Source organism: Vibrio sp. STUT-A16 (assembly GCF_026000495.1).
Taxonomy (GTDB): domain Bacteria; phylum Pseudomonadota; class Gammaproteobacteria; order Enterobacterales; family Vibrionaceae; genus Vibrio; species Vibrio diabolicus.
The window spans coordinates 1588281-1612716 of the sequence record NZ_AP026765.1 but is presented as its reverse complement, the minus strand read 5'-3'; the positions used below and the strand labels follow the sequence as shown (position 1 = coordinate 1612716).

Sequence of the window (24436 nt, the reverse complement as noted above, 5' to 3'; positions counted from 1 at the left end):
TTCGGAATGTAAAACTGGCAAGCTTGTCTATCTGCTGTGGTTGGCTGTTCCCAAGCACCACACAAATCCTTATTATTCTCTTTCGTCCGCGTAAATTGCTTACACTTTCCACAACGTTCCATTTGATACCTATCCAAGTCACTTCAAACTAAGATCAACAATAACGTGATTGGAAACTTCGGAATTTGATTCAACCCAAATCTAGCGAAAATTGTCGATTATTACTTGAATAGTGATAAAAGGCATAACGCCGCGTTAAGTGGTGAACAACGCTAACAACCTAACCTAAACCATTGCACCGTAAACACAAAACTCAATTTGAACTGAGAATACCACGCGTTGTGAATCCGCCTTAAACGCCTTGTTATAACTTCAGATACGTGTGGATTGCTGTATGTAAGTTTTTAAACCCTGTTAGCTCAAATTCCAGTACCCATGATGATTCAAGTGTCATAGGTAACTTTCCATTTGTCGATTCGCCAAATTTAATTTCAGTTATATCAACAGGACTATGAGCAGCAAAGAAGTAAACTGACCCATCAATATACCCGTCATCTGGGTTTACAGGGAAAGTAAATGTTCTACCAGTAAGTTCATTAAGCTCTGTAGGTAAATTAATACCGTTTAGGCTAATTACAGTTTCTATTTTCTCAGAATAACCGTCTAGACTAAGTTCAAACGGCTCTATTCCTATTTCAAGTGAAACGTCGCCATCGACACCAGAAATCTTTGCACTTGTAAATTTGAGCTTTTCTATCGGGAAATTTTCCACTCTTCCTCCTGAGTTATAACGCCCAATTAAGGGGTGAGCAACGCTACCACCCAACCTAAAGCATTGTACCGTAACCACTAAAATTGAAGTAGAAACAAAAAATGCCAAGCGTTGGGAATCCCTCTTAAATTGTTTGTTATGCAGATTTTCCACCCACTTCTCGATAGCAAATATCCCAAATGTTACTGACGTTTTCTAGTGTTGGGAAACGCTTTGGACAAGCTCTAGTAATATTACCATCTCGAATAATATGCTTATTTTGGACTACGTTATGATAGTTGTCCCAATGACTGTCTTTGTTTGGCACAGGGTAACGTCCACTCCATATTATGATTTCCGAAAGCAACTCTAATGTGTCGAGCTGTTCAATTGAAAAAGGAAGATCGAGATTACGAGCTAGATCTTGCAGTTTGTGAGTTTTAGGGATGCCTTTACCTTTGAACAAAGCTACTGCTTTTAAAATAAGTTCTAATGAGATCGCAGCATTGTAAAAATATGGATACTGAACTTCTGAAATATCACTCTGACTAAGAACTGTTGCAGCTGCTTTGAATGACTGAGCACGAGTAACCCAACTTTCTATCGATTGCTTCTCGTCTTCAAATGTATAGCCCGTAATTTCGCGAATTTTCTTTCGACTAGAACTCAATGTTACCTCCATCTGCATAACGCCCTGTTAAGGTGTGAGCAACGCAATACCAAAGCCGCCGCATACCACCTTAAACGATAAACGCAACGCATAGTAAAAATGCCACGCGTTGCGAATCACTCTTAAACAGTTTGTTAGCTTTATTTTAGAGAAGGTCTCTTGAAAAATTGACCACATTATCTCCAAATACACTTATAGCATCGTTTCGTAGTGATTTAATGAGCAACCTCAGTTCAATCAGATCGTTACCGTAGTCTGATATTTCATCCTCATCGTCAGAGTTCTCACAAACATGTGCCCATTGCTTTTCCAATGACTCCAAACCTTCTAGGACTAATTTCATATCCGAAGATGCTAAATCTAAAGTTATCCGTCTCAAACTACTTTACCCTCTTTTTTAAACACCCTTGTTGCTTTCAAAGCCATCTCTTCCAGTAACCCCTTATACTTATCTAAAGGCATATTTGTGACAGGTGCGATACCGTAATGATGTGGCTTATCGTTTACAAGCTTTAGCCCCTGAGGAGGGCGCGTGTTGGGTGGAAACCTCCAAACCCAACCCGTCATATTAGATTGGTTAATCCCAGTCTTGTCAAACACACTGATCCCCTTTCCATTAGCAATAATTACCGTTATACCGTTTAACTGCATCGTGTCCACATCCCTAGCTCTCACATGCGATAGCTTGGGAGTTTCCTTATTACCAATCCTAAATAGTTCTTCGGGTAAGATGTAAAAATCTTTCGGAAACATAATTAACTCCAGATGAAACAAAACCTGAACATTAATTACGAACTAACAAGTGACCTAATTGTCGATATTAAATATACGATGGAGTTAAAACTCGTGTGTAATAGCCATGAAAGCTAACGCCCTGTTAAGGTGTGAGCAACGCAATACCGAAGCTACCGCATACCACCTTAAGCACTAAACGCAACGCATAGCAAAAATGCCAAGCGTTGCGAATCACTCTTAAACAGATTGTTATATGTCTAAGCTCCCACTAGACCAATACTACCAATGTGCTTATCGATTTTGGCTCCACTTTCAATAAGAATACGGTAACCACTATCATAGAACGGAGGCGGGAATAGAGAATGGGTTCCAACCATTTTGCCGTCGCCCAACCAATCAAGAGCGTCGGACAACTTAACCCTAACAATCCCTCTAATTTGTTTAGAGTAATCATTTGGACGCTCGTTGTTGACACCTTTACATCTGAAAAGCAAACCGTGCTGTGCGTGCGGACGTAAGAAAACAGATGGTGCAGCCATACGTAAATCAACCATCTCAGTGTTAGGACCGTGGAAATAACCCGGCTTAAATTTATCTCGCCTCTGAATATCCACACCGACTAACACAACATAAGCATATTTATCTTCTTCTGAGGGTATACGCCTCTCAAAATGCAGATATTGCCCACACTCACCAGCACCTTTAGCTCGATGGTACGCAAACCATAACGCTATCCAAAAATTATCTACAAGATCAACCCATGTAGTATGAACGCCGTAATGTTGAATCAATGGCTCATGAGCATACTCTCCAAAGCCTTGGAAAATGTGACACTTATCATTAAATTCCTTGAGAGCATTACGAACAGAAACGATCCGATTCTCTTTTGATTTTGATTGATGGACATTTCTAAATATTGTTGGAGATAGAGAACCGTAAATTTTCCTTTCTCCTCTGAAGTAAATGCCTTCACTTTTGTCAGTTAAAGCATGACTAAACTTCAAATATCCAGCAACCTTTACTAATGCATGAGGGTCATTCACATGAATAACTTCTCTATTGCTACCTTTTTCAATTACCCTTTCGGTATCGGGAATCGTTAATTTACTTAGAGGCATAATACTCCAATATTTTTGATTAACTACAATGACATATAACGCCCTGCTAAGGGGTGAGCAACGCAACACCGATGCTTCCGCACACCATCTTAATCACTAAAGCCAATGCATAGTAAAAATGCCACGCGTTGCGAATCCCTCTTAAGCAGTTTGTTAGCCATTACTACTTTCAGCTTGCGCAATACCCCGTGCGACCTTACTAGGCAGCACGTATAAGATTTCAGCTAAAGCCATAGAAAAATCCAATACCCTTTGTGCATCGATTGTTGTAGGTAGGGAAGCGTTTTGATCTGCGTGCCGTTGATCATTAGCGTCAAGACGTACGTCATGTGCCCAAGTTGCCATGTCTTCTGTAATTATGTGCTGTTCAGCAGCAGTATTAATTCGGGTATATAGACTACCGTTAGTGAGACCTTTACTTTTTAACATCGCATCTACAGCGCTTGCAGAAAGCATTACTGCACCCGCTGGCGCATGTAGACTCTCGGATGCCTGCTGTAAATATGCTTTCGCAGTTTCGGGGATATCGTCGGAAATTGAGCGCATTTTAGGAAAACTATCCCTAACAGTGTGACTCCCACGCGTAGCCCAAGCAGTTACAACACCACCACAACTTGAGCATATATATGTCCCCCAAGTACGGGCGTTTCGATTCGCTTGATCTGTCGTTTCAAAAATTTCTCTTAACTTTAGTAAAGGCGATGCAACCGAGCAATGCGGACAACGACTTAATGTAAGGTTTCCTGTTAACTCCATTAGGGTTCTCCAATATTAACTGTTTGTACTGTATGGCTAACGCCCTGTTAAGGGGTGAGCAACGCAATACCTAAGCCGCAGCATAACACCTTAAACACTTAAACCAACGCATAGTGAAAATGCCACGCGTTGCGAATCCCTCTTAAACAGTTTGTTAGGCAGACTTATGGCGTAACCTATTTAGCCTGGATAGGAAAATAAGTGCCCCCCATATACTGTATAAAGTAATTAAAATACCAACTTGAATTAACGTATATCCATGTGCAGCTACTTTTACACCAGAGAAATACTGCAGAGGGGCTTGAATTCCAAGCCAAGCTACCCACGTGCCCATTACCGCTAAAATAGCTGTAAAAACTAAGGAACCAATTAGCTGAAAAGCATTTTGTGTTTGGTGAGACTCCCTATCTTTGTATGTTTTACTAAAAGGAAATTTATAATATTTCATTAGATATACTAGCGAACATGTTATAGGTAGTATCACAACATCAAGTATTGTTATAGGCACCCCAGTGTAAATCCTAATCCCTTCTGATACGAGGATGACTAAAACTATAATAATGATCGTTTTTATTTTCGCCCAACCCATAAATCTGACCTATAAGTTAAAGGTAACATTGCATGCCTAACGCCGCATTAAGGTGTGAGCAACGCTACCACGAAATTCAACCATACCACCGTAAACACAAAACCCAACGATGGAATGAAAAATGCCAAGCGTTGGGAATCACTCTTAAATGCTTTGTTAGGCGATATTTATTTTTGCATACTCTTCGTCAACTGACGCTCTTATTGCCAACATATACTCATAAGTTCTATTTTCTGGCTGATTAGCTTTCCTCATAGGGTTATTAAAAAGGTTTCTCTCCAGTAGAGAAACCTTTTTAATAACCCTCTGCCGTTACCAAACTTTTTCCCCCACATAGATGCAAAACTTTGCTCAAGCCTGTTCAAGTAATCATCATCAGTTTCTGTTGACCTTAACAGCATAAGGTTTGCTGTTTTTGCAATGGCTTTGTCCATGCTTGCCAATAACCAGACTTGTTCGCTGTCTCTGTTTGATAGAGTTATCCAATGTTGTAACAAAGCCAAATCCCAAGCTGCATTTCTAACACTTTTCATTGACTGAGACTTAAGCATTTTAGGGACTCTATGACCACTAAAATATATAGCCATAAAGTAGAACGCAGGTACACAGAACACATACTCTTCAAATATCCATTCCAGTAATAACTTCATTGCTTCGTAATCACTATTGCACTGAGAACGGACACTTAGTCCTTTTTTAATGACAACTATATTAAACTCAAAAGCCTTTATGCGATACTTTGGATCAAAGCCTAGTAGTTCACCGGAGTCAAATTTTGGCACTGACTCCAGAGGAATAGAGTTAATATGACCCAACGCTATATCAAGATAAAGATTTGCATCTAAATTGTCCGCTGAACGAAAATAGCTCAGTTCCTTGTCGGCATGTTCGATTGAAGAGCTTTCAATATACTCGTGATATGAAAGACCGGGTTCAGACTTAATATTTGCAGCATTAAGAAATGCCTGTAAAGCAGCTGATAATCTGTGACATCTGCTCCTCTCGGCGTCAGGCAACAACTCAGCCCCTTTTACTAGGTCGATCAGATAAGAAACAATATTTCTATCAAGTAAGCAACTAACCTGTTGTTCGCTATTTAGTAGATAGTTTTCTAATTTATATGCAGCATCTGATTCAATCGCATATGGATCCAACAATATATTAGACTCAATTAATTGCTTCTCAATTTGTTTAAAGTCACTAAATCTCTCGTGAAATATAATAGCTTCCATAATACTCTCTATCGCCTAACGCCTTGCTAAGGTGTGAGTAACGCAATACAAAAGCTACCGCACGGTGCCTTAATCACCATAAGCCACCGCATAGTAAGAATGCCACGCGTTACGAATCACTCTTAAGCAATTTGTTAGTACATACGCTACTTCTATTTATGCACTCCAAGATATTGAAAAGTAGCATGATATGAAAGGTTTTGAACACTGAAGTGAGACGGGCAGCTACAAAACTTTACCCCGAATGAAAGACGAAAGTTGGCTAGAAGAAAAACGCACTGAACTGCCCTACTTTCACTTGCTTCAAATTAAAAAAGGATTCGATCCTCGCACTTCGACGGCAACACCAAAGAAAGGCAATTCTGACTCAGTAAAAACTACGAAAGAGAAGAAGCGCTAAAGAAATAGGCCAAGAGTTAGAAACCGTAAACGTTGAAATCAAAGCAAACACTCCGCATATAGTGCCACCGGAAAGAACGTGAAAGGTACAAACTGAAAAGTGTAAAGACGAACGCCAAAACAGATAAACACCAAAACTTATGACCTTTGATGCTAAACCCGTACTAACGCCGCATTAAGGTGTGAGCAACGCTACCACGAAACTCAACCAAACCACCGTAAACACAAAACCCAACGATGGAATGAACAATGCCAAGCCTTGGGAATCACTCTTAAATGCTTTGTTACATGCGCACCAACGATGCCCCTATGGCTCACCTCCAACACCAACATATAGACTAATCATTTCATGTAACACCGAATTTTTACTATATTCCCGTGTTCCAGATACCTCTATACTCGAGAATTTTGAATCAACCACAAGTTCAAGTTTTTCACTATCATAGAACCATATTGAAAAAAAGTCTGGGCTAACTGTTAATTGATGTTTATCTTTAATACCATCTAGTATTAAACCAACTCGTGACTTTAGCTTATCTAAATTTAACTTTTCTGATTGATAATTAACCACATAGTTATTCATTAGACAATATTTATTTTCAAATATTAACTGGTCTCCATCACTAAAAGTGTAATAGTGCCTTATTACTTTCTCATCACTATCTGTATCAATCCCTTCATAGACATAAAATGCAGAAGAGCCTTTGATCAATGGCATGAAAGAGATTTCATCACTGGCACTTGAATAAAATGGACTTAAAGCCAAGCAAAAGATCAGTATGCAACTGGACACCCTCATCAATCAAACCTCGTAATTTTTTTTGCATTAGGGACAACTTCTATATGCCAACATTTATTTGACTTTCCTGTTTCATCAATGAACTTATTGATATATCCGTCTTCTGTTAATGCTTTCAAAACAGCAGTAAACTTTTTAACAGAAAAAAACTCACTATTAGCTGCTCTTGTAGAATTAACACCAATATCAATAACATTGTATTTCTTATAGTCCTCAACAGTTGTACAATGCTTTGAAACCTTTTTACCATCTCTAGCTAATAGTTCTATTTTTTCTTTCATTAATCTTATAACTTCATGTTTATCTTTTTTTGAATTACTACTATAAACATCAAGAACATCATCGCCATTTTTACCATACAGCTGTTTTTGTTTTTTAAAATCAATTCTAGCGTTTCTATACATTATTGACGCTTGCTCTTCAGGAAACCTTAATGTACTAGTTATTACCGCACACTTCATTCCAGCTTGTGCTAACGCCAACCTAATAACATTAATAGAATAACTACTTACTAATCTTTTATCGCTAGAGAGTGATGACTTATAGCTAACAGAATAGTCTGTAGTTGACAACTTGTTCCTTGACTCTATTTCAACATTTTTATTGCGTACAATTAATGAACTACTAAGTTTTTCCTTTTCTTTTTTAGGCACATACATTAATAACTCGCGAAAAGTTCTTCCATTCGGATCAACTCTACCATCAGGCTTCCAACCTGGCATTATAGTTCTTTGATAAGAAAATATTGCTCCGATTGTCTTTGAACCACACAAACCATCGGTTATTAGCTTTCCTGCCTTAGCTTGACTGTTTAGCAAAATCTGAACAATTTTTACATCTTTTTTCTTATTAACTCCACCAGCACCAACTGAACTCTCGATAGCTACCATCAACAAATACCCATAAACTTAAAATAGTAACATTCTATGTTATTCAGGCATTCCCAATCTTCAACAGGAGTCAATCAACATTCGACAGACTTCTAGAAATATCTATAGTAAATGTAATTAACAAACTAGCCACTATTATCAAGCATGTAACGCCCTGTAAAGGTGTGAGTAACGCAATACCGAAACTCCCGCATACCACCTTAAACACTAAACACAACGCATAGTAAAAATGCCACGCGTTGCGAATCACTCTTAAACAGTTTGTTATAACTCTGATTTCGCCTTAATGTACAGCTTATGAACACCGTCTGAATTAGAAAAGTCTACACAGTAAGCCAACTCGATCACGTTACCATTTTTTGATTTGTACCTAGACATATCGTCTGTGTCTAATAGCTCGCTTACCTCAAAGAACGACTCTAAAGGAAGCTCGGAGAACTCTCGATAGCCTTGCATTGCAGTTATCGCATCTTTCGCAACATCTGAGTTTTTGTAATAGGTAGCAATACAAGATGAGAGAGCGAAGTTTTTAAACAGCTGCTCATCACTTTGAGTACTGAGTGGGCTTGCGGTAACTCCGAGACTACAAAGAGCAATGCTTATACTGCTTACTAATCTTCTAATTTCCATAAATAAGCCTTTTTTGCGTCCGGAAAGTAACAGCTATCTGTACATCTTGAACCAGTCCAAATACTTGCATGACCTGATGCGTCTAACCAAGTATCTACATCAACAACTAAAATGCCCTTGTATTCAGAGAGTTTATTAGCATTGGGGTTTTGAACCACCAACTCTGGCTCACCAAATTTTTGATACAAAAAGTTGATCAAATCTTTCACACGATAAATGTACCAATTCCCCTGCCCACCGGAGACAGTTTTGTTTTTTATGTAGGGTACTTTGAAACCAGCATAGTTAAGTGCATATGACATACGTATCGCACAAGCATTCTCAAACCGCCCCTGCTCTGGTGTTAGAACATTAATATTGTGATTTACTTTACCGCCGATAATGGTACCTACTTCAGACACATCTCTGTTTACCTTAGCAAAGGCAACTTTCATTTTTAGTAGGCTAGGACGTGCTGCCATGAAAATATCTCCCTATCAGTTATTTGTGCGATAAGGTCTCACAAAAGCAGCAGTGGCAGTAACAACAAGTAAACCGTTCTCGAAGGGCTTCAAGCTTAGTTGTGTAACAATGAAACTGACAAAAGAGTTATAACGCCCTGTTAAGGGGTGAGCAACGCTATACCGAAGCCGCCGCAGACCACCTTAATCACTTAAGCCAACGCATAGTGAAAATGCCACGCGTTGCGAATCCCTCTTGAACAGTTTGTTAGATTGTTGAAACACCCATAATTACGAGGAAAGAGCATAGATAAATCGAACGAACAGTTTTGCATTTTCACTTTCTAAATCGGCAAATTCATGACTCAACTCCTGTAGCGTTCCAAGATCTCTGCCTGTTAGCCCTTGTAGCTGATCACGCCTAACATCCTCATTCATACTTGGATTTGCATTTGGAAATATGAGTAGTGTTTTCATAACTATTTCCTTTGCTGCCCATAATCCAATTACTTCGAATACTTCAATTGCGTAGAAAATATTGTCACCATCACAGTTGTCAAAGTATTGATAAAAACCACCATTCAAAACCTGACCTTCAAGTGCTAGTGTATAGAAAAGGTGCTTTTCACTTGCTGACAAGCAACTAACTCCCATATCTCTTATTATTCTTGAGAATAGAATCTCATAAACACAGTATATAAGGTCGCTATCACTCAGCTCTCCTTGCCTGTGTTTTTCAATTAACTCTTTCATTACTGCAAATCTCAAATTCAATCTAACGCCCTGTTAAGGGGTGAGCAACGCAATACGAAAGCTGCCGCATACCACCTTAAACACCAAAGCCAACGCATAGTGAAAATGCCACGCGTTGCGAATCCCTCTTGAACAGTTTGTTAGCTGACAATTTCACCGAGTGCTTCTATCCATTGCTCTGGGTTCGCTACAATAAACTCGTAACACGTTTTGTTGGCTAGTTTTATGCGAAATGCATCCGTAGTGATTGGATTACACCACCACCTTTGCCCAAGCACTTAGCTACGGTAGCAATGTCTTGGCTCTTTAATTCATATGGACCAAAGCCCAACTTTTCGTTGTACGGAATAAAAATTAAATCCGACTCCGTTAGTTCTAATTTCCCATCTGCTTTAGTCGCACCGACTTGAACTGTAGCTGTTGAAGACTTAATTACTCTATCAGACATAACGTACCCTCTTCCTTGACTTACTTTTGTCTGCTAACGCCGCATTAAGGTGTGAGCGACGATTGGCTATACTAGAGCGAAGCGAAACTGCCAAGCGTTGCGAATCACTCTTAAATGCTTTGTTAGCCCTGTGGTTGACTAGTACATATAACCTAGCCAATCAAAATGTCCAACACCCCACTGCTTATCTCTGAGTGGTTTCACATACAGTTCATCAAGATGCTCTACAGCAACTCCAAAGTTGGTGTGCTCGTGAAGACGTAACCAAGACTGCATACACTGAACTTTGTTAAAGCCATTTGATGAGTAGAAATCATGTAACTCAGATATGAGGATTATGAAATCAACGTCTTTAGTTTCGGCAAATGACGATACTTCTGACAACATGAAAGAGCCAATACCTTGCCCTCGATAACGTTCATCAACACAGAAGTCGATTACGCCCAGAACCTTATGTATTTCCCCACCGACACTAACAACGCGATAATCCAGTCCAAGATAGCCAACCAGCTGTTCACCTTGAAAATGAAGGGCACGCATATGAGGTAACTGCTTAAAGTAAGAACGACTTACTTGGTTGTCTGGAAAAGCTTGATTTCTTAATGCTTCGATTGACTTATGATGCAATTCTGAAACATCTATTTCTTGTACGATTTCCATATCGTTTCCTCGAAAAGGGCTAACGCCCTGCTAAGGGGTGAGCAACGCAATGCCGAACTCGCCGCAAACCACCTTAATCACTAAAATCAACGCAGAGTGAAAATGCCACGCGTTGCGAATCCCTCTTGAGCAGTTTGTTAGCCGTCAATCCAACTTGATAGTTACACTTCGCTTTTTCACCAAAGACTCATATAATAAACCGTCAACGCCCAGGCTTTGCAACTGACTATTAATAATTGCTTCGTCTGAATCTTCTAAGCATTCATCACTAACAAACTCAATCATTGTCGCTCGTAAGCAACAAGCTGTGTAAATGAAGTTTTTGCATAACTGGATTTGTTCTGCCATACGTTCTTGGGAAACTTCAATTTCGCTAATTTCTTTCAAAGAATTGTTAATTCCTGATATCTGCATAGGCATTGATTTCAAGGCTTTTCTTTGGTGACTTTTTAAATACTTGTAATTATTTTTGAAGACGTCATCAATGAACATAACTGTTATATCTCTCGGTATGTACTTTATTGCTCCCCCAGATTCGCGCGCTCCTTTTTCGTCTCCGTTTAGAAAAGCTTCCAAAAAAGTATACAAGATGACATTTTAGGTATGGCACTCTCTAAATTTATAATTTCATCGTTTAGCTCTTCTACCATATTTTCATAGAGTGCTTTTCTTTTTGTTCTGTCTTTCAAGCTTTCAACCAAAGGCACACAAGCCAGACCAATTAAAAAAGTGATAAATGGCAAAATAAGCCTAATAATCTCAATACTCATTCTCAACTACCTATTTTGACGGCTAACGCCCTGTTAAGGGGTGAGCAACGCTACCACCCAACCTAAACCATTGTGCCATAAACACAAAAGCTAAACTTTGAACCAAAACTGCCAAGCGTTGAGAATCCCTCTTAAACGCTTTGTTATGTGTATAATCCTAAATGCTTTTCGATGAAGGCTAAGTCAGCGTCAAAGAAGTCTCCACGAGGAATATCGGTAGGAATAAACCAGTAGAAAGTTTGCTTCCGTTCTAGGTCTACAGCTGCTGGCTCTTGGTTCGGTAGAGCCTCTAAAACTACATAACTTATTTCACCACCATAGCTATTTTGAGCAGTGTGATTACCTAGAACCTTAAGACCATTTAAACCTGTTTCTTCCCATAGTTCCCGTATAGCGGCTTGCTCACCACTTTCACCAGAATCAACCGAACCGCCTGGAAATTCAAAAACCATACCTTTACCACGTCGATAGCGGTTCTGAACAAGGACTTTACCTTGTTTTACCACTACAGCCATTGATAGATCTTTCAAACTGAACTCCTTTCCAAGCGGATACACATAACGCTCTGTTAAGGGGTGAACAACGCAATACTAAAGCTACTGCATATCACCGTAAACACTAAAACCAACGCATAGTAAAAATGCCACACGTTGTGAATCCCTCTTGAACAGTTTGTTATTGCGCTGAGCTAACGGCGCCACTATCAGCGTCCATTTGATAGCCAAAATTCATACCGTTCTTTTGCTCTTTCAGATACACGCAACACTTTGCCTTCAATCCACTTAGGAGCATGTTTTCGATTCAAAATGGAAATATTTAGCTTATCCCCAGATTCTGATGTGCAATCATCGCAACCTAATCCATATTGATTGCGTAACCATCTTTTACCTTGAAAATAATAAGAGCGACCGTTTCGAGTCAGTTTGACGATATCAATCAAAACTGTACCACTTTCCAACTCAATATATGCTAACAGCTCTCTTTGTTTATGCTTCATTTTTGCCTCTGCGCAATAACGCCCAATTAAGGTGTGAGCCACGCTACCACGACACTCAACTTGGACGCCGTAAACACTAAACTTGACCCAAACCAAAAATGCCAAGCGTGGAGAATCACTCTTAAATTGTTTGTTATAAAACTTTTGCCACAATACTTCCTGCTATAGTAGAACCTCTCGGCTCATAACGAGATGTAAATTGTTCAAGCAATATTTTAAACTGCTCCGTTGATACTGCTTTTATTTTTTTGTCTAGAAAATCGTTAAGCGCTTGATGTAATTCAACAATATTTATCATTTTTATCGTTTCTGAAATACTTACACAGTTAAATTGTTGATCATGCATACCTGTCGTCAAGTGGAGAACTTCGTGATCAGACACCTCAAGCCACGTAATACACCTATAGTTTCCTTTGTTATCTAGACCAACCCAATCTGATGGAACTCGTTGTTTTATATGACCTCGCTTATAAAGCTTTTCTATTGCTAGTTGTGCCTCCAACGATATCCAATACGGAAATTTAGAATTCGTATCTGAGGAGGTAGATATAAGAAAACAAGGGTCAAAATCTTCCTCATAAGGAATGTTACCCATAAGCTGAGCTTGTTGAAAATCTTCGCACAGAAACCAACATTCAATAAAATAAGTCAGTAAATCAAGACCTTTAAACTCTTTCGATACATAATTAAAGTTTGCTCGTAGAATCGGGAGTTCAAACCTCTTACAAAGACTATTTTTAAGGAGATCATTTTTTATTTGACGTGATTCAGTCCTATGTTGACGACCATCATACTCAACTGCAAATATTGGGTGATAGTCATCGTTTACAATAACAAAATCAAAATGAGACTTTAAACAATAGCTAAACTCATCTTTTGATATCCCGCTGTTGTTTATAGGGAATACATCAGCCAACCTTACTTTAGTAAAAACTTTGGCTCGTTCCTTACAAACATGAGCTAACTTATCGTAAGTTACCTCTTCATATTTATTTAGTAATCGTAAATTCATATAGTTTTATAACGCCCAATTAAGGTGTGAGGCACGCAATACCGATGCTTCCGCATACCACCTTAACCACTAAAACCAACGCATACCCAAAATGCCACGCGTGCCGAATCACTCTTAAATTGTTTGTTATAAAGCGGACTCTACGTTAAACGCCTTTTCGAACCACACTGAGCTTATGTACTGCCCATGTTTCTTCGCATATTCATTGAAAACTCCGACTTCTCTGAAACCAAACCGTTTATGTAATGCCACTGATGCGTCGTTTGGTAATGCAACACCCGACAATACACGATGGACACCATAGGCACGAATTGATGAGAACAACTGAGTATATAGTTTAGAACCTAAACCTTTCCCCTTTGCTTCTTGTGCCAGATAAACGGTCACTTCTACGGTGTCGTCAAAAGCTGAAATTGCTCTGTACTGTTGGGAACATGCAAAACCTAGCAACACGCCGTTTTCTGTGGCTACATATAGTTGATATTTGGTAGTGCTAGAAAACTGAGAAAACCATTTCTGACGATTTTCCAGAGTAAATGGAACTTCCTCAAAACATGAATTGGTGTGTTCAATATAAAAATTAAAGATGTCGGTGATACCAGCAACATCTTCAAGTTTACCTGTTCGAATTTCCACGAAATTTCCTTTTTCTTCGAGCTTTATAACGCCCTGTTAAGGGGTGAGCAACGCAATACAAAAGCCGCCGCATACCACCTTAAACACTAAAACCAACGCATAGTGAAAATGCCACGCGTTGCGAATCCCTCTTGAACAGTTTGTTAGAGCGCAACTCACAGCTAGCTATCAAACCTAACATTTAATTCATCGATAACTGTATTACCTTGAATGAGTTGAACTTGAATTTTGCTCACATCAGGTAAGTTTTGAAATGGTCCCGATGGGTCATATGACTTGTAATACAAACGAACTCGACTACCATCAGATTCAACTTTCTGAACGTCCATTCTCATATAATTGAATTCACCACTAACTTGCCAATCTAGTTCCTTAAACGTGTTAACAAGAGTATCTGTATCTAAGTCTAACTCTGCTTTTCGAACTAAAGATTTAACGAACTGTTTCTGAAGCTTCCATTTTTCGTTTTTCTCCTGCGCTCTAACGCCCTGTTAAGGGGTGAGCAACGCAATACTGAAGCCGCCGCATACCACCTTAAACACTGAAACCAACGCATAATGAAAATGCCACGCGTTGCGAATCCCTCTTAAACAGTTTGTTAGGTGTTTTTATACCGTTGATTCTCTTACATAAACATCTGAGCGCTCATTAACTTTACCTAAACGGACTAACCTAGAAGCAATAGAGCCTTTTGTCCTTTTATGAGAATTTGATAATTCATCAATACTTAAACCTGAGTCAAATCCTTTAGACAGCATTTCATCTTCGTCTGACTTCCACGGTTTACCTGCATTCTCGGGTAAATCGGATTTGCGCTTCTCTGCAGCAATTGATGCTTCGAGTTTTTGCTTTGCCACACACAAAGCGCGAATTATTTGTGGTTGGTTGAAACAACTTTCATCCGATAAATCTTCACCAGTTTCAGGGTTAACTCCGTCTGATAACGCTGAAATAATTTCTAATGCTTTAATCATTTCCATAATTTTTCCTCTAGCACTAACGTCCTGTAACACCTAACGCCCTGTTAAGGGGTGAGCAACGCAATACCTAAGCCGCCGCATACCACCTTAATCACTAAAATCAACGCATATTGAAAATGCCACGCGTTGCGAATCACTCTTGAACAGTTTGTTATGTATATTATTCAACCGCACTAAGTTTCTTTAACTTCTCACGAAAACGTTGCGGTGACTTCGCGCAATAGTCACTAAGTTCTTTAAAGTCATCATCATAAGCCGGAAGGTTTTTTGCTAATTTGATTGTCTCAGGCAAAACATTCCATTTATCGTGGATACGTTTAAGTTCAATGACATGCTTTCGTTCGTCTGCACGCACTAACTGAAACTCAGCAACAGTTTCCATTTTCCCACCTTTCAATTGCTTTAGAAAGAAAGGTCGATCGAAGATAAATGAACTCAAGCCAGGCTCCGGGCTGTCCATGGAGATTATCCACGTAAGGGGTAAAGCATCACATACTCTTTTGCTTAGCAACTCACCACTGACTTCACCAAATTCATTGACATCAAGGCTCATCGTTATTTTTGGTTGCTCAAAGCCCAAACCAAGTTCTTCACCTGTGAGAACGTACTCCGCATTTGTAGACCAATTGCCTGAAAACAGCTCCGCATCGTACAAGTAGACCTTTTTAAACTCTTTGTACGAGTTCGGTATATTCGTTACATTGTCCAAAAAGCCGCTGAAGTTTGTCAGGAAACCTAAACAAAAGACTGCAAAATACTTCAGAATTGAAATAATTTTATTATTCATTAATCTCTCGAAATTCAACAATATACATAACGCCCTGTTAAGGGGTGAGCAACGCATTACCGAAGCCACCGCAAACCACCTTAAACACTAAAATCAACGCATAGCAAAAAATGCCACGCGTTGCGAATCCCTCTTGAACAGTTTGTTAACTGAGCGCCTTTCAGTTTTCGCCGTTCTTTCAGCCACTTTCGCCACTTTCGCCACTTTCGCCACTTTCGCCACTTTCGCCACTTTCGCCAAAGCTCATTTTGCTAATTAATGATTAGCAAAGCTAACCCAAATATGTATTTAACCAAAAAATTACCGTTTATCTTTAGTTTGAAATGCGTCTCACAACACCATACTTCGGCGATGTAAGTATGCCGGACTAATCGCGAATGCCTTATATTATTAGAAGGCTTTGTGCCGCCTTTCACATCAGTAAACTTAAGTATCAAACTGAAATTAGTCACATTAGCTCAGCTAAGGAAACCGACCGAACACGCTAAATCTCTGAACCTAGAAACTGTATCATTGTGCTTTCATATTTTCTGCGCCAGTTAACGCCCTGTTAAGGTGTGAGCAACGCAATACCAATGCTTCCGCATGCCACCTTAATCATCAAACGCAACGCATAGTAAAAATGCCACGCGTTGCGAATCACTCTTAAACAGATTGTTAGGCATATTTTTCCAACGCATTATGTATTGTCTGATAGTTCTCTACTTTAAACTTTCCTGAATACTCCAACCCACACTGATCAGCTATATATTTTAGAGTTTCATAATGTTTAGGAATTGCTCTGTAGTACCCATCTCTCACCTTTGGCAAGTGAGTATGCTTAAAAGACTCATGTGCAAGAATGCCTGATAAAACAGCAGAAGCTGCATTATTAAGAGCTTGGAAGTAAGTCACACCAGCGCTTTCTACTTCAAGAAACTCACTTAATGTCCGCCTCTCGGCATCAATGAATTTACCCAGTGCTTTTTGGTACTCCTGAAATGCGGCAGTAATATCAGAGTCCAGTTGATTTGAAATTTCTAATGTTTTTGTTTGTTTATCAAAACGCTCTTTTTTGGACATAGTTAACCGAGAAGCAGCAAAGCCCAAAATGAATGTGATGACCGGTACAATTATCTTTAGAGTGGTATCATCCATTGTTTTTTGTCTCTTCATCCACTTTGGCTTTTGCCATAGCTAACAGTGCTTCGATTGTATCTGTTTGAGACTTACGGATAATACGAGGGTCAACGTCAAAAGCCTCCAAAGCAGCTTTACAAGATGCTGCTTCCAATGACTCACCATCAGACATGTAGGCTTCAGTTCGTTTAACCCAATTCTGAATGTCACTTATTTGAGGGTGAGTAACTAGCGAGTACTTGATATAAAGTTGATGTTCGAGGCTATTTGCCCTATCAAATAGTTCCTGAATATTCACTATTTTTCTCCTTATGCCTAACGCCCTGCTAAGGGGTGAGCAACGCAATACCCAAGCCGCCGCATACCACCTTAATCACTTAAACCAACGCATAGTAAAAATGCCACGCGTTGCGAATCCCTCTTGAGCAGTTTGTTAGTCGCGAGGCACCGAGCGACAATTTTAAGCCAAACTAAACTTTGCGAACAACAAACTTTATGTGCTTTGATGCATTTAAGTCAGGCGTAGTCTCAAAGCGGCTATTCAATGAAACCACTTGGAACAAACAACGCCGCAGAAAGCGGACTGACAACGCCCAGAAGCGCTTTTGGAAAACGAATCTCACAGTGCGGACTTTCAACAAAGTCACTGAAACCACGTGGAATTTACAACACCAGAGAAAACGTCCTTTCAGCAAGTAAATAAGCTTTTAAACCAACAAACTCACCGAGCAGAGTTGCAACCAAAAACAGACTCTCGACTGCCCTGCACTGCCAGCACCAAAGAACAAAACAAACACTGGGACAGTTACAAAACCTTGGACTTGTAGCAGCTGAAAATGAGTTTGGATCAACGACGATGAATCTGTGAACCGAGCAATCAGCAGTCAAATCTTGAGCTCATAAGCATGATTTTGACTGCTAGCTTTTTCTGGCGACTAACGCCCGCTTAAGTGGTGAGCAACGCACCACAATGCTCAACCATTACACCGTAAACACAAAAGCCAAATCAAACTAAAACCGCCGAGCGTTGCGAATCCGTCTTGAAGCGTTTGTTATGTGCGTGCTAAACGAGGTACTTTTGCCAATGATTCAAGTCTTTTTGTTCAACTTGATAATCCTGGAAACCACAAGATTGATATAACTTTTTAGCCACTGCATTGTTACTGTTTACTTCCAAGGTAATTTTAAAATACTCATTAGCGGTACAATATTGCTCAATACCATTAAGTAGGATCTTACCCAATCCTTTGCCTCGATAGCGTTCTGAAACCATAAAATCATGAACGTTGAGTAATTTCATGGAACGGTATGTCGAAAACGATTCGTAGCATACAGCGCACGCTGCTGGTTGATCATCCACAAAACAAATAAATCCATGAAAATACGGTAACTCGAATAGCTGTCCTACGACTTTCGACCGAACCTCCTGGGGCAAATCTGATGCGTATTCTTCGAATAATTCGTTAAATTCTAGATAGTGCTTATCTCTTTCAACGTATATTACTTTGGTGTCCAACCTAATTCTCCCTTTAAGCACATAACGCCTTGCTAAGGTGTGAGTAACGCAATACAAAAGCTACCGCACAGCGCCTTAATCATCATAAGCCACCGCATAGTAAAAATGCCACGCGTTACGAATCACTCTTAAGCAATTTGTTAGTACATGCGCTACTTCTATTTATGCACTCCAAGATATTGAAAAGTGGCATAATATGAAAGGCTTTGAACACTGAAGTGAGACGGGCAGCTACAAAACTTTACCCCGATTGAAAGACGAAAGTTGGCTAGAAGAAAAACGCACTGAACTGCCCTACTTTCACTGGCTTCAAATTAGAAAAGGATTCTTTCCTCGTACTTCAACAGCCACACCAAAAGTAATAAAGGTTCTCTCAAAAACCACGACGAAAATGAAGAAGCGCCAAAGAAATAGGCTAAGAGTTAGAATCCGTAAACGATGAAATCAAAGCGGACACTCCACATATAGTGCCACCGGAAAGAACGTGAAAGGTACAAACTGAAAGGTGTAAAGACGAACGCCAAAGCAGATAAACACCGAAGCTTATGACCTTTGATGCTAAACCCGTACTAACGCCCTGTTAAGGTGTGAGCAACGCAATACAGATGCTCCCGCATGCCACCTTAAACACTAAAAACAACGCATAGTAAAAATGCCACGCGTTGCGAATCACTCTTAAACAGTTTGTTAGTTTGCAAACCCAAAGCGTTGATTTTAAGTCATTTTAAACTTTGCAAACAATAAACTTTATGTGTTTTGATGCACTTAAGTCAGGCGTAGTCTAAAAGCGGCTAGTCAATGAAACCACGTGGAACAAACAACGCCGAAGAAAACGAACTGACAACACCAAAAGGCACTTTTGGAAAGCTAATCTCACAGTGCGGACTTTCAACGAAATCACTGAAACCACGTGGAATTTACAACACCAGAGAAAACGTCATTTCAGCGAGTAAATCGGCTTTTGTGCCGACAAACTCACCGAGCGGAGTTGCAACCAAAAACAGACTCTCGATCGCCCTACTCTGTAAGCACCAAAGAACAAAACAACCGCTAGGACAGGTACAAAACTTTGGACTTAAAACAGCTAGAACTAAGCTCTGATGATCGACGATTAATCGATGTACCAAGCAAACAACTGCTAAATTTTAAGCTCAGAAACATGATTTTGATTGCTAGCTTTTTCTGGCGACTAACGCCGCATTAAGGTGTGAGCAACGCAATACCGAAGCTACCGCATACCACCTTAAACACTAAAGGCAACGCATAGTAAAAATGCCACGCGTTGCGAATCACTCTTAAACAGTTTGTTATGTGAATTTTTCCAGCGCGCTCAATACACACAACCGTTAAACTCAATGACTTGATTACTTAGAACGTGACTACCTTTGTAAGTCTTAACCATGCCTCCGCGGTAGACAAACTCATTCCAATTTTTCTGCCGTATGTCGAAGTAATGAATAGGTATAAGTAACTCTAAGTACCCTGAACTTCGATATACCTCTGGATTATAAGCGAAGAGAAAAGAATGAGTTACACCAAAAGACACCAAGTACTTATCCAGTTCTTTCACGATGGTTTTGGCTAAGCCCAGACCACGCTTATTTGGTACAACAGCAATGCCGCCAACTATGCCCGCTTTGAAGCTTGTTGAGCCTTGTGACATTAAACGACTGTAAGCAAAACCAGTAGCAACAACCTGACTTTCGTCTTCAATTAGAACTGCACAAACGAACTCGTGATTAAAATTGACCGTAGAACCTTGGCCAAAAATCGAGTTTAGATGTGTATTAAGTACAGCTTCATACGCTTCAATTTCACCATTTTCGACGACTGATATTTTCAATATGAACTCCATTCACATAACGCCCAATTAAGGTGTGAAGCGCGCGACCACGACACTTAACTTGACCACCGTAAACACTAAACTTAACCCAAACCAAAAATGCCAAGCGTGCTGAATCACTCTTAAATTGTTTGTTAAGAGTCAATTTCCGATAATATTTCAAGATTACCTATATAATCATAAATTTTGTCAAGATTTTGAATTCGATATAATAATTCATCATTTGATAAATGCCTGTCAGATTCATGAACAATCATATTTCTGATGTGATTTGCTTCTCTCAATTCATGATAAATAGCTTTATCTATTAATCCTTTGTTTATCAGATCTTTCAGTTGCATCATTATTGGTCTATGCCGACGGACATCTACCTCAGGAGATGTCGCTTTTACTAACTCGAAAAGAGCCTTTTCAACATACTTCCATTTTTGAATATACTCCCCGTAAAATGCGCTAGTTTTACTTGCAACAACTTCAGCTAACTCATCACGCTCTTCTTCAGGAACTTCTACTTTATCAAGATTCTTAATTGCATCTTCTATTTTAGGCTTCACCTCTTGAACGAGAGTCATCACCTGATCAAAGTCGTCTTTAGTGAAAAAATTATTGTGAGCAATTTTACATCGTAGTTTATAAAGTCGCTCCCAGCGAACCTCAAGGTATGAACTCTCGCAATCTACATGCTCTCTAAAATATCTTTCCCAGTTAGATTTTGGCAGGAAGCCTTTAAACTCACTCAAAGAAACTTCGTCACCCTTACCTTCTAGTAATCGTATTTTTTCATTTAACGCTTTTATATCTAAAGTACGATATTCATCAAATAGAAATGTTGACAAGTCTTTAAAGTCTGTTTCATAGAGGTAATTATTATTGTTCGCAGGCTCTGTTCTCGTTGACTTTTTTAGTTCCTCTGGCACTGCATCTTTAGTCCAACCAAGCCCAACATTTGTCAACATAAATTTAGTGATTAGCTTACGCATCAAATTTTCTATTTCATGAATAGTTGGGTACGCTCTTTCGGAATAATAAAAACTCATGTCATCCCACAACACTTGTGGTTTTTTATCAGATGCCATATGAAGAAGCTTTCTCGTTGCTTTTAGCAAATCTTGAAATTCATCTATTCTTGAATCATCTTTAGAGTTCAACTTTATATGAAAGAACCTATTTTTGTCAGCTTCTGTCTCACCACCTTGTAGTTCATATTCAACTTCTAGGGATTTGTGCTTAAATATATTACCCCTAATTGAAATATCAGCATTCGACTGCAAGAAATTGTCAAATGACTTCTTATCTCTACAAAAAGGGTTACCTGAATCGATAATTATTAAATATTCAACTTTCAACTAAACTCTCCTTGACTCTTAACGCCTTGCTAAGGTGTGAGCAACGCAATACCTTAGCCTCCGCATAATACCTTAAACACATAAACCGACGCATAGTAAAAAATGCTACGCGTTGCGAATCACTCTTAAGCAACTTGTTATACCGCTTTGTTGAGGCTAAAATGACCAACATAAAGACCACTTAAGAGACCGATTATATGACCACTAGAATATTAGCCGATGTTGCTGCAAGCATTACCGAGTTGAAAGCTAACCCTATGAAAGTTGCAACTAGTGCTTATGGCGAACCTGTTGCTGTATTGAACCGAAATGAGCCAGCATTTTATTGCGTACCTGCCGAAGCGTACGAAATGATGATGGACAGACTCGAAGATCTTGAACTACTAGCTATCGCTAAAGAGCGTGAATCTGAAGAGAGCATTTCGGTAAATATTGATGACCTATAAACTCGACTTTAAAAAGAGCGCACTCAAAGAGTGGAAAAAGCTTGGTTCTACTCTGCAACAACAATTTAAGAAAAAGCTAATCGAGCGCTTAGATAACCCACATGTTCCAGCTTCAAAACTTTCTGGAGCTGACAACATGTATAAAATTAAGTTGCGTCAATCGGGCTACCGTCTCGTCTACAAAGTTGAAGACGATGTCATCATTGTAACCGTCTTAGCAGTCGGAAAACGAGAACGTAGCGATGTTTACCGTAAAGCCATGAAAAGGTTAGATGATTGATTGCGGTATAACGCCGCGTTAAGGGGTGCCGGCACGCAATACAAAAGCTACCGCAAAGCGCCATAAACACTGAACTCAACGCATACTAAAAATGCCACGCGTGCCAAATCCCTCTTAAACGCTTTGTTATACGCATGAACGTTTAAGCCAAGATTTTATGCCAAGCCCCACTTTGAAACCATGATCTTTATGTGCTTTGATGCACTCAAATCAGGCTTAGACTTGCAGCAACTTGCCACTGAAACCACTTGGAACAAACCGCGCCGCAGAAAACGGACTGGTAACACCAAAAAGCGCTTTTGGAAAGACAATTTCACAATGAGGACTTTCCACAAACTCACTGAAACCACGTGAACTCACCACACCAGAGAAAGCGGCCTTTCAGCAAGCAAATCCGCTTTTAAAAAGATAAAACCACAGAGCTGAATTGCTGCGAAAACTATCGCCTCGTTTTGCCCCGCGCAGTCCGCACCAAAGAAGAAAACCGTCGACAAATGACAGACCAGAACTGAACCAAGAATCAGAAAAACGAAACTACAATTTGTGATGAGAACTACCTGAATTCAGCGCCGAAAATCAGGAATATTACCCTAAAATTTTAGACTTTCTTCATCTAGCGTATAACGCCCAATTAAGTAGTGAGCAACGCAATACAAAAGCTACCGCATTGCGCCATAAACACAAAACTCACCGCAAACCAAAACTGCCACGCGTTGCGAATCTGCTTGAATTGTTTGTTATGCGAAATTTCGGCAACGCCTAATTGACTAAAGAAAACATTACCTTAAACACGAAAAACTACAAACGCGCAGATAACTTTTTGTGATTCAAGAACCAACGGATTCAACATTTAATAAAAAGGCCGCCACGAGCGCGGAACGTTGATTTACAGCGAAGAATAAGCTTTTACTTACCCGAAACTTAACGAGCCGAAATTTCAGCAATTACCGACTTTACGTAAACTTGCCCTTTCCACACTTTGCGACCGAAAAACCGTCCGCTACCAAATGCAATTTTTAATGAGGCAACTTCACGAACTTTGACATGTTTTACGGTTTAAGTGATTCAAGAATTTGAGCCGACAATGCTGATTTGCCGACACCGAAAAACGAATTGCTAAAGAGAGCTAATTTGAAGAAACCTAAAAATTTTACCTTGTCGCATAACGCCGCGTTAAGTAGTGAGCAACGCCTCCACCTAACCTAAACCATTACATCGTAAACACAAAACTCAACTTGAACTGAGATTGCCACGCGTTGCGAATCTGCCTTAAACGCTTTGTTAGCCTTTTACTCGTTTAATGAGAAGACTTGTCCATGAACAGACTTATAATTGATACGTAGTTCCAGTGAGTTGATGCTTTCTTCAAGACCACTGACTTCAGCCCAGTCTTTTGCCGGAAAATTCACGGATAGTAAACGTATCCTCTGATTATGAGCGATAGCATAGCCTTTAGATAACTCGGTGTAGTTAAATGCGTCTGACCTGTCGCCGAATAATGCCGTAAGAGCATCTCTAGCGCTATAGTTTTTATCACCAAGCGCTATATCAAACGTTTCAATAAACGCAGGTCCTAACCCATTATTTATTAGATAAATTTCAATGCGCCCTACACCATTATTAAAAAAACGTTCCGTGAATAGATCTAAGTGGGGTTTTAGAGATATACGATTCTGGCGACGCTGACTGCTGGCTTGGTAAACTGTTAAAAACAATGCACATAAAGCAATAATTTCAGATGCGTATTTGCTTAGTATTTCCATAACTTCCCATATTAAACTTAAAGGCTAACGCCCTGTTAAGGGGTGAGCAACGCAATACCGAAGCTGCTGCA

General features: G+C 39.6%; 31 protein-coding genes and 1 pseudogene. 3 read left to right on the top strand and 29 right to left on the bottom strand.

Going from position 1 to position 24436, the window contains the following annotated elements:
* Positions 1-364 precede the first annotated feature (364 nt).
* The 26 genes and pseudogenes from OO778_RS07845 to OO778_RS07650 all read right to left on the bottom strand — a co-directional run bounded on the left by OO778_RS07845 (position 365) and on the right by OO778_RS07650 (position 18687).
* Positions 365-925, bottom strand: coding sequence for a hypothetical protein (locus OO778_RS07845; protein ID WP_226977464.1), 561 nt, complete (start codon positions 923-925; stop codon positions 365-367).
* Positions 909-1421, bottom strand: a complete 513-nt coding sequence (locus OO778_RS07840; protein WP_165616002.1) for a HEPN domain-containing protein — start codon at positions 1419-1421, stop codon at positions 909-911. Before OO778_RS07840 ends, OO778_RS07845 begins: the two co-directional genes overlap by 17 nt.
* Before the next feature lie 375 nt (positions 1422-1796).
* On the bottom strand, positions 1797-2174 hold the full coding sequence (locus tag OO778_RS07830) for a hypothetical protein (protein ID WP_025506701.1): 378 nt from the start codon (positions 2172-2174) through the stop codon (positions 1797-1799).
* 239 nt (positions 2175-2413) lie between these two features.
* On the bottom strand, positions 2414-3274 hold the full coding sequence (locus tag OO778_RS07820) for an FRG domain-containing protein (RefSeq protein ID WP_074191351.1): 861 nt from the start codon (positions 3272-3274) through the stop codon (positions 2414-2416).
* Between the two features lie 153 nt (positions 3275-3427).
* Positions 3428-4030, bottom strand: coding sequence for a DUF4145 domain-containing protein (locus tag OO778_RS07810; protein WP_025794352.1), 603 nt, complete (start codon positions 4028-4030; stop codon positions 3428-3430).
* Positions 4031-4184: 154 nt separating this feature from the next.
* Positions 4185-4478: a hypothetical protein gene (locus tag OO778_RS07805; protein WP_124009144.1), complete on the bottom strand. Its 294-nt coding sequence runs from the start codon at positions 4476-4478 to the stop codon at positions 4185-4187.
* A gap of 392 nt (positions 4479-4870) precedes the next feature.
* Positions 4871-5851, bottom strand: a complete 981-nt coding sequence (locus tag OO778_RS07800; RefSeq protein ID WP_264911265.1) for a hypothetical protein — start codon at positions 5849-5851, stop codon at positions 4871-4873.
* 706 nt (positions 5852-6557) lie between these two features.
* Complete coding sequence (locus OO778_RS07790) at positions 6558-7016, bottom strand: hypothetical protein (protein WP_242657439.1); 459 nt, start codon at positions 7014-7016, stop codon at positions 6558-6560.
* Positions 7017-7048: 32 nt separating this feature from the next.
* Positions 7049-7939, bottom strand: a complete 891-nt coding sequence (locus tag OO778_RS07785) for a hypothetical protein (protein ID WP_264911263.1) — start codon at positions 7937-7939, stop codon at positions 7049-7051.
* A 264-nt stretch (positions 7940-8203) separates the two neighbouring features.
* A complete protein-coding gene (locus tag OO778_RS07775) occupies positions 8204-8569 on the bottom strand; it encodes a T6SS amidase immunity protein Tai4 family protein (protein WP_052437369.1) in 366 nt (121 codons plus the stop codon).
* Positions 8551-9030 (bottom strand): type VI secretion system amidase effector protein Tae4, encoded by a 480-nt coding sequence (locus OO778_RS07770; RefSeq protein ID WP_010448911.1) that lies wholly within the window; start codon positions 9028-9030, stop codon positions 8551-8553. The genes OO778_RS07775 and OO778_RS07770 overlap by 19 nt, the downstream gene beginning before the upstream one ends.
* Before the next feature lie 270 nt (positions 9031-9300).
* Entirely contained in the window at positions 9301-9762 is a 462-nt protein-coding gene (locus OO778_RS07765; RefSeq protein WP_264911262.1) for a DMP19 family protein, read from the bottom strand.
* A gap of 223 nt (positions 9763-9985) precedes the next feature.
* A complete protein-coding gene (locus OO778_RS07755; protein ID WP_242657438.1) occupies positions 9986-10210 on the bottom strand; it encodes a hypothetical protein in 225 nt (74 codons plus the stop codon).
* A 138-nt stretch (positions 10211-10348) separates the two neighbouring features.
* The gene (locus OO778_RS07750; RefSeq protein WP_074191347.1) at positions 10349-10870 is read right to left on the bottom strand and encodes a GNAT family N-acetyltransferase; all 522 of its coding nucleotides are present in this window, start codon (positions 10868-10870) and stop codon (positions 10349-10351) included.
* A 144-nt stretch (positions 10871-11014) separates the two neighbouring features.
* Entirely contained in the window at positions 11015-11446 is a 432-nt protein-coding gene (locus OO778_RS07740; protein WP_146107133.1) for a hypothetical protein, read from the bottom strand.
* The gene (locus OO778_RS07735; protein WP_104969505.1) at positions 11431-11640 is read right to left on the bottom strand and encodes a hypothetical protein; all 210 of its coding nucleotides are present in this window, start codon (positions 11638-11640) and stop codon (positions 11431-11433) included. Before OO778_RS07735 ends, OO778_RS07740 begins: the two co-directional genes overlap by 16 nt.
* A 143-nt stretch (positions 11641-11783) precedes the next feature.
* Positions 11784-12170, bottom strand: a complete 387-nt coding sequence (locus OO778_RS07730; RefSeq protein ID WP_165384464.1) for an NUDIX hydrolase — start codon at positions 12168-12170, stop codon at positions 11784-11786.
* A gap of 173 nt (positions 12171-12343) precedes the next feature.
* Positions 12344-12790, bottom strand: a complete 447-nt coding sequence (locus tag OO778_RS25075) for a hypothetical protein (RefSeq protein WP_345945921.1) — start codon at positions 12788-12790, stop codon at positions 12344-12346.
* Positions 12771-13649, bottom strand: coding sequence for a DUF2726 domain-containing protein (locus tag OO778_RS07715; protein WP_054579165.1), 879 nt, complete (start codon positions 13647-13649; stop codon positions 12771-12773). The genes OO778_RS25075 and OO778_RS07715 overlap by 20 nt, the downstream gene beginning before the upstream one ends.
* A gap of 126 nt (positions 13650-13775) precedes the next feature.
* Positions 13776-14285, bottom strand: coding sequence for a GNAT family N-acetyltransferase (locus OO778_RS07705; RefSeq protein ID WP_264911257.1), 510 nt, complete (start codon positions 14283-14285; stop codon positions 13776-13778).
* Between the two features lie 491 nt (positions 14286-14776).
* Positions 14777-14906 (bottom strand): annotated as a pseudogene (locus OO778_RS07695) (DUF3265 domain-containing protein).
* Entirely contained in the window at positions 14894-15265 is a 372-nt protein-coding gene (locus OO778_RS07690; RefSeq protein WP_025549145.1) for a hypothetical protein, read from the bottom strand. Before OO778_RS07690 ends, OO778_RS07695 begins: the two are co-directional and overlap by 13 nt.
* A gap of 160 nt (positions 15266-15425) precedes the next feature.
* Positions 15426-16052, bottom strand: coding sequence for a hypothetical protein (locus tag OO778_RS07680; protein ID WP_104969510.1), 627 nt, complete (start codon positions 16050-16052; stop codon positions 15426-15428).
* Between the two features lie 657 nt (positions 16053-16709).
* Positions 16710-17189: a hypothetical protein gene (locus OO778_RS07665; protein ID WP_264911253.1), complete on the bottom strand. Its 480-nt coding sequence runs from the start codon at positions 17187-17189 to the stop codon at positions 16710-16712.
* Positions 17182-17469 carry a hypothetical protein gene (locus tag OO778_RS07660; RefSeq protein WP_129830247.1) on the bottom strand — a complete coding sequence of 96 codons (288 nt, stop codon included), beginning with the start codon at positions 17467-17469 and terminating at the stop codon, positions 17182-17184. The genes OO778_RS07665 and OO778_RS07660 overlap by 8 nt, the downstream gene beginning before the upstream one ends.
* A 765-nt stretch (positions 17470-18234) precedes the next feature.
* Entirely contained in the window at positions 18235-18687 is a 453-nt protein-coding gene (locus OO778_RS07650) for a GNAT family N-acetyltransferase (RefSeq protein ID WP_226977466.1), read from the bottom strand.
* A gap of 798 nt (positions 18688-19485) precedes the next feature.
* On the opposite strand from OO778_RS07650, the gene OO778_RS07635 reads away from it, so the two are divergent.
* The gene (locus tag OO778_RS07635) at positions 19486-19788 is read left to right on the top strand and encodes a hypothetical protein (RefSeq protein ID WP_104969512.1); all 303 of its coding nucleotides are present in this window, start codon (positions 19486-19488) and stop codon (positions 19786-19788) included.
* Positions 19789-20017: 229 nt separating this feature from the next.
* On the opposite strand, the gene OO778_RS07625 is transcribed toward OO778_RS07635, so the two are convergent.
* Together OO778_RS07625 and OO778_RS07615 are read right to left on the bottom strand one after the other, a co-directional pair.
* The gene (locus OO778_RS07625; protein WP_104969515.1) at positions 20018-20530 is read right to left on the bottom strand and encodes a GNAT family N-acetyltransferase; all 513 of its coding nucleotides are present in this window, start codon (positions 20528-20530) and stop codon (positions 20018-20020) included.
* Between the two features lie 134 nt (positions 20531-20664).
* A complete protein-coding gene (locus OO778_RS07615) occupies positions 20665-21876 on the bottom strand; it encodes a HEPN domain-containing protein (protein WP_256935573.1) in 1212 nt (403 codons plus the stop codon).
* Between the two features lie 197 nt (positions 21877-22073).
* Here OO778_RS07615 and OO778_RS07610 point away from each other — a divergent pair, with 197 nt between their 5' ends.
* Positions 22074-22322 (top strand): type II toxin-antitoxin system Phd/YefM family antitoxin, encoded by a 249-nt coding sequence (locus OO778_RS07610; protein WP_005377003.1) that lies wholly within the window; start codon positions 22074-22076, stop codon positions 22320-22322.
* Positions 22312-22602, top strand: a complete 291-nt coding sequence (locus OO778_RS07605) for a type II toxin-antitoxin system RelE/ParE family toxin (protein WP_005377002.1) — start codon at positions 22312-22314, stop codon at positions 22600-22602. The genes OO778_RS07610 and OO778_RS07605 overlap by 11 nt, the downstream gene beginning before the upstream one ends.
* A 1289-nt stretch (positions 22603-23891) precedes the next feature.
* Here OO778_RS07605 and OO778_RS07600 read toward each other — a convergent pair.
* On the bottom strand, positions 23892-24365 hold the full coding sequence (locus OO778_RS07600) for a hypothetical protein (RefSeq protein WP_264911083.1): 474 nt from the start codon (positions 24363-24365) through the stop codon (positions 23892-23894).
* Between the last annotated feature and the right edge of the window lie 71 nt (positions 24366-24436).

Bases quoted from the DNA above. Each gene is read 5' to 3' on its own strand.
- OO778_RS07830 (WP_025506701.1), bottom strand. From the start codon at position 2,174: ATGTTTCCGAAAGATTTTTACATCTTACCCGAAGAACTATTTAGGATT.
- OO778_RS07820 (WP_074191351.1), bottom strand. From the start codon at position 3,274: ATGCCTCTAAGTAAATTAACGATTCCCGATACCGAAAGGGTAATTGAA.
- OO778_RS07810 (WP_025794352.1), bottom strand. From the start codon at position 4,030: ATGGAGTTAACAGGAAACCTTACATTAAGTCGTTGTCCGCATTGCTCG.
- OO778_RS07805 (WP_124009144.1), bottom strand. From the start codon at position 4,478: ATGAAATATTATAAATTTCCTTTTAGTAAAACATACAAAGATAGGGAG.
- OO778_RS07800 (WP_264911265.1), bottom strand. From the start codon at position 5,851: ATGGAAGCTATTATATTTCACGAGAGATTTAGTGACTTTAAACAAATT.
- OO778_RS07785 (WP_264911263.1), bottom strand. From the start codon at position 7,939: ATGGTAGCTATCGAGAGTTCAGTTGGTGCTGGTGGAGTTAATAAGAAA.
- OO778_RS07775 (WP_052437369.1), bottom strand. From the start codon at position 8,569: ATGGAAATTAGAAGATTAGTAAGCAGTATAAGCATTGCTCTTTGTAGT.
- OO778_RS07770 (WP_010448911.1), bottom strand. From the start codon at position 9,030: ATGGCAGCACGTCCTAGCCTACTAAAAATGAAAGTTGCCTTTGCTAAG.
- OO778_RS07765 (WP_264911262.1), bottom strand. From the start codon at position 9,762: ATGAAAGAGTTAATTGAAAAACACAGGCAAGGAGAGCTGAGTGATAGC.
- OO778_RS07755 (WP_242657438.1), bottom strand. From the start codon at position 10,210: ATGTCTGATAGAGTAATTAAGTCTTCAACAGCTACAGTTCAAGTCGGT.
- OO778_RS07750 (WP_074191347.1), bottom strand. From the start codon at position 10,870: ATGGAAATCGTACAAGAAATAGATGTTTCAGAATTGCATCATAAGTCA.
- OO778_RS07735 (WP_104969505.1), bottom strand. From the start codon at position 11,640: ATGAGTATTGAGATTATTAGGCTTATTTTGCCATTTATCACTTTTTTA.
- OO778_RS07715 (WP_054579165.1), bottom strand. From the start codon at position 13,649: ATGAATTTACGATTACTAAATAAATATGAAGAGGTAACTTACGATAAG.
- OO778_RS07690 (WP_025549145.1), bottom strand. From the start codon at position 15,265: ATGGAAATGATTAAAGCATTAGAAATTATTTCAGCGTTATCAGACGGA.
- OO778_RS07680 (WP_104969510.1), bottom strand. From the start codon at position 16,052: ATGAATAATAAAATTATTTCAATTCTGAAGTATTTTGCAGTCTTTTGT.
- OO778_RS07665 (WP_264911253.1), bottom strand. From the start codon at position 17,189: ATGGATGATACCACTCTAAAGATAATTGTACCGGTCATCACATTCATT.
- OO778_RS07635 (WP_104969512.1), top strand. From the start codon at position 19,486: ATGAAACCACGTGGAACAAACAACGCCGAAGAAAACGAACTGACAACA.
- OO778_RS07610 (WP_005377003.1), top strand. From the start codon at position 22,074: ATGACCACTAGAATATTAGCCGATGTTGCTGCAAGCATTACCGAGTTG.
- OO778_RS07605 (WP_005377002.1), top strand. From the start codon at position 22,312: ATGACCTATAAACTCGACTTTAAAAAGAGCGCACTCAAAGAGTGGAAA.
- OO778_RS07600 (WP_264911083.1), bottom strand. From the start codon at position 24,365: ATGGAAATACTAAGCAAATACGCATCTGAAATTATTGCTTTATGTGCA.